We start from the raw sequence: 4,502 nt of genomic DNA on the forward strand, positions 1-4,502 counted from the left end.
CACCGAGGGAACCGGCAACGCCGCTAACCGGGCGAACCCGAACTCACCCCGACCCACCCCGGCCAGGAACAGCGCCCATTCGGCCCGGGCGAACAGCAACGCCGCCCCCGCCGGCACCCGGCCATGGCGCACCGCTATCCCCGGGGTGTCGAGCAGCCCGAGCGTCCCGACCGGCACCGCGGCCACCTCCACCGCCCCCAGGCCGGCCCGCGTCGTCCGCCACCAGGCCAGACGATCCCGCCCCCGCACCGGCACCTCACATTCCAACCGGGCAAAATGCTCGTCCTCCCACCGGCCCACGGCCAGAACCTCCCTCCGACGTGATCGCGACACGGTGGTCGCTGTCTTCATAGACGGGCAGTCCCCATTTGCCGATGACACAGGATCGCCAGGTCATAGGTTCTCCGGACAGTAGGAGTGATGAAAAGGCACCCCGAGGCCGGGAAACAGAGAACCGATTCCCTATCTCAACCAGCCCCGGAGGCCATGCGAAGAACCTAACGCCAACCGGCAATCGGAACGAGTCGCGTAACGCAGTAGTTCACCTGACACGCCACGTCCAACTACCACGCCCCGTGGTAGTTGGACGATCTACTGGACCTGCATGAAGTCGGCAAGCTCGCGTAGCTCCGAACTCAGCCTTCGCTTCCGGGAAAGCAGAACCGTACTCAGGACGTCCTTACCCTTGCGCTGGTGTCGCAGCCATTCCGGCGCGGTACGAAGCAGCAGCGTCAGCACACCGACCGCATCCCCGAAGTCACGAAGCGCTGCATGCGCAGCGGCCACATCGAGTAGATGACGGCTGTAGTTGTCCGACCGCCGCCGCTTCCCTGCGCCGTCGCGGACATCCTCCGCTATGCGCAGCACCCCACGCGGATCATCAGCGATGATCAGCGCCTCAGCCCGCTTCATCCGCACGACATTCGGATTGAACGTCGTGAAATACTGATGGTGCCGGCCAGTAATCCCCGACCCGGTGATCCTGGACGCGGCAACCTCGGCAAGCGACAAAAAGTCATCCGACGCATCGACTCGATTGTTCCGCACCGCCGCCGCCGAACCACGCAGCAACAACCATCCCCACGCCGACAGCTCCGCATCACTCGCCACCGACAGGCGCGGCTCCACCCGCGACGCCGTCTCGCGAGCAAGCCGCTCCGCGTCATCGAACCGCCCCTGACGCACAAACAGCCAGGACTGTGAGATAGCACCCGCCGCAGCCGTCAGCCGATCCCCGGAATCGAGAGCATCCCGCATCGCGTCACGAATCGCCGCATAGGCAAGATCGTATTGACGTACCTGAGTCAGAAACCAGCCCGCGACCTGGAAAATCTCCGCCCGCAGCCGCGCCGCCTCCCGACGATCACCCTCATTCTCCGCACCATCGACAAGCCCGTGACTTTCCTCGATCATCACCGGCAGCATCGCAGCCACAGCGCCGAAGTCGTCGGACTGGTAGACCCTGATCGCGTTTGACAGCGCATCTCGAAGCCGAGACTGCGACTCCTGCGCCGATCCACCTACCGGTGACCGCGAAACGCCGACGAGGCCGACAGCAGGCGTGAGAACCTGGCGTAGCGGCAGCAGATTCAGCTTCTCGTCTTCCGTTGCATCAGTCACTGGCCCAGGTGAACGTGCCCCGAACAGCGACGACGTCTCCGTATCCAGCGCACGGGCCAACGTGCGCAGCGTCTCGATCCGCGCGCTTCCACCCTGCTCGATCTTCCGCACCGTCGACACGCTCAACCCAGCCTCGTCGGCCAACCCCTCTTGAGAGAAGCCACGCCGCAGCCGGAGAGCCCGAAGACGAGCGCCCGGATCGTCCACCACTCCGCACCCCTCCCCGAACGTGCCCGTAATCAGGGTACGTGCACCTACAGCGCAACCCACCGACCTGCACAAACAGACCATACAAAGATCGTCGCCAATGTTCTCTTCCTTCTCAAGGGCGGCCTTCGGCCGCCGCGTGTGACCTGTCGCACGCGCCGCGCGTCGCCGTGCGTGCCGCGCCTACGGGATCGCCGCACCCGGCCGGGGTCCCGCCTCCCTCCGGTCGGCACCCCGGCCGGAGCGTCGCCCCGTGGGCGCGTCGGCCCGTCGGCGCGTCGGAGCGTCAGACCCCCCGCCAGAGGGTCCGTGACGATCGGCGGTGAGAGTGCCGCTGGTCCGCGCCGGTGCTCCAGGAGCCGCGCGACGTCCGCGAGGACGGTGCCGTTGCTGGTTGTTGGGGCTCCGCCCCAAACCCCGGCCCTCACTCTGGAGGAGGGGGAGGGGCCGCGTACGTCCGCTGATCGCCTCCGCCGCCCGGACCCCCAAGGGGCTACGCCGGAACCTCCCAGCCGGGCAAGGGACGCGCCGCACCCAGCACGGTACGGGCCGTCGGCGCCCTTGCCCGGCCGGAAGAACCCGACGTAGGGCGCAGCCGCCCGACCGACGGAGGAGATCAGCTCAGCCCGGGGTCCGTGAAAGATCAAAAACCGGGTCGGGTGGCGTTGCAGCCACCCGACCCGATCCTGATCATTTCTTAGGTGAACAGCGAGTCGACGAGAGCGCAGCCCACCGGATCGCCCGTATCCACGCCGTCACGTACTGCAAGGACGCGGATCCCCGTGCGGCGCAGCATGCCCAGTACCGCCATCCGCCCCGCTTCAGTGGTGGCCAACCGGTCGATCGTGTCGACGACCACCAGGTCGTAGGCGCCGGAGTGGACGAGCCGGACGACCGCCGCCCACTCATGCAGCCTGTCAGCGGTCTGGTAGACCGTCCCACCGGCCTGCCAGGCCCGTGCCGAGCATGCCGCAGCGAACACCGCTCGCTGATCATCCCGCTCGGTCACGCTGACGTCCTGACGAACGAAGTTCAACGCCCGCGCCAGCCCCGGCATCACGCATCCTCGCCGGATGCGAGGCAAGCCGACACGCCGTCCGACGCCTCAAGCAGACCGAACCACACCGCATCAAGGACCGCGAGGCTGTTCGTACTCGTCACGACGCCGATCATCGCGGACAGGTCACGCAGCGCCGACGCCGCGGCGCGAGGTACGAGGTTCCCGGGCGGACCGGCAAGCGGACCGTCGTCCAGCTCAGCCGCCACCAATGCCAGCGCCTCACGCACCCTGACAATCAACTGATCAACGAGGTAGGCGCTCTGCCGCACCGGATCATCTGGCATAGTAAACATAGGTTCCGCTCCTGGTCTGGCAGGTTGTGGGACTCAGGCCCGGATCGGTGTTCCCGCACCGGTCGGGCCGCTTTCGTTGCTGTACCTACATCATCGCAAACTTTGTATAGGTTGTTGAAGGCCGGAAACGGCGAACGGCCGGCAACCCCAGGCGAGGTCACCGGCCGCCGCACGGTCGCGGGTCTTGCGTTACTCGCTCTTTGTGATCTCTCGCTCRTCTTCCGATCGGTTGCCGTGCCAGATGGACGCATACGTAGCCTGTACCGCCAGATCGGCCCACCAGGTAGCCGCCTCACGATCCGTGCTCATAGCGTCGACACAGACCCGCATGCCGCCCGGAAACACGAGTACCGGCCGACGGACCTGGAAACCCGGTATGACCGGCGGCATCTCGACTGCCGGAGGTTCCGCCGGATGCGCCATCAGCACCACACTAAGATCCGAACGCATGCTGTCCGGCAGCCGAGACTCACCATCTGAGATCATGGGCATAGGTCACGTTCCCTTCCAGGAGGGTGCGAGATCAAGGCCCTGGCGGAGAGGGTAGGAGCTCACCGCCAGGGCCGCCTATTGGGGCACCCCAAGATTAGCGAGATGCTTGGGGTGCCGCAATAGGCTGTAGCCCATGGGCGAGAACGACCTGTGGACGACGGGCGATATTGGACGACGCCTCGGCATCACGGCCGAGCGTGCCCGCCAGCTTTCCCACCGCCCAGACTTCCCCGCACCGCATATCGATCAAGGTACGGTCCGTCTCTGGCAACCCGCCGACGTCGAGACATGGATCACGCAGTACCGACCGGCAGCCGCCAAGAACCAGCCGCAGCCCTAGACCCCAGCCATGCCGAGTCGTTGCACTTAAGGAAGTGATCTAGGTCACATCTTTCGGTGTACCTCGCGAAGTTAGTGYACCGGGCTGCCGACCGCGCCGAACCTACATGAGGTCGCGCCGGAATCGCGGATTCTCTATGTCGACAACGAACCGTCGACCCCATGGACGCACACACCAGCAAGACCCCGCCGCTGTCGGACCCTCAGCGCCGTGCGCTGACCTTCGCCCACGCGGGCGTTCTGTACTACCGGACCGACTCGTTCGGTCACGGCTACTACGGGGAGCAGGACTGCGCTCCTGTCCGCATCCGCTGGAACACCTTCGAGGCGATCGAACGTCGCGRCTGGGTCGTCAGGGAGCCRCACGAAGACCAGAGTCTGCGCGGCGGCACCGTCACCATCCTCGCATACGTTCTGACCGACGCGGGCCGGACAGCTCTTGGCGTCGAGCGGGACGAGATCTCCGGCTGGGAGAAAAGGCCACAGGACGA

At 66.1% G+C, this 4,502-nt stretch carries 6 protein-coding genes and 1 pseudogene; 3 read left to right on the forward strand and 4 right to left on the reverse strand.

Going from position 1 to position 4,502, the window contains the following annotated elements; all coding sequences use genetic code 11:
• The 4 genes from KBI5_RS13360 to KBI5_RS13375 form a co-directional block, all read right to left on the reverse strand.
• A partial coding sequence (locus KBI5_RS13360) for a DUF397 domain-containing protein (protein WP_241882857.1) occupies positions 1 to 300 on the reverse strand: 300 nt, incomplete at its 3' end.
• Positions 301 to 591: 291 nt separating this feature from the next.
• Positions 592 to 1,830: a helix-turn-helix transcriptional regulator gene (locus KBI5_RS13365; protein WP_085015406.1), complete on the reverse strand. Its 1,239-nt coding sequence runs from the start codon at positions 1,828 to 1,830 to the stop codon at positions 592 to 594.
• 694 nt (positions 1,831 to 2,524) lie between these two features.
• Positions 2,525 to 2,884: a hypothetical protein gene (locus KBI5_RS13370; protein ID WP_085015407.1), complete on the reverse strand. Its 360-nt coding sequence runs from the start codon at positions 2,882 to 2,884 to the stop codon at positions 2,525 to 2,527.
• Positions 2,884 to 3,180, reverse strand: a complete 297-nt coding sequence (locus KBI5_RS13375; protein WP_133057024.1) for a hypothetical protein — start codon at positions 3,178 to 3,180, stop codon at positions 2,884 to 2,886. The genes KBI5_RS13370 and KBI5_RS13375 overlap by 1 nt, the downstream gene beginning before the upstream one ends.
• Positions 3,181 to 3,805: 625 nt before the next feature.
• Between KBI5_RS13375 and KBI5_RS13385 the strand changes: the two genes are divergently transcribed.
• The 3 genes and pseudogenes from KBI5_RS13385 to KBI5_RS13390 all read left to right on the forward strand — a co-directional run.
• Positions 3,806 to 4,012 (forward strand): hypothetical protein, encoded by a 207-nt coding sequence (locus tag KBI5_RS13385; RefSeq protein ID WP_023841978.1) that lies wholly within the window; start codon positions 3,806 to 3,808, stop codon positions 4,010 to 4,012.
• 78 nt (positions 4,013 to 4,090) lie between these two features.
• A pseudogene (locus KBI5_RS28725) lies at positions 4,091 to 4,165 on the forward strand (SAM-dependent methyltransferase); the annotation flags it as partial.
• An 8-nt stretch (positions 4,166 to 4,173) separates the two neighbouring features.
• Positions 4,174 to 4,502, forward strand: a 329-nt coding sequence (locus KBI5_RS13390; RefSeq protein WP_133057025.1) for a hypothetical protein, incomplete at its 3' end; no start/stop codon positions are given.

Origin of the sequence: Frankia sp. KB5, from assembly GCF_002099325.1 — a bacterium.
Classification (GTDB): Bacteria; Actinomycetota; Actinomycetes; order Frankiales; family Frankiaceae; genus Frankia; species Frankia casuarinae.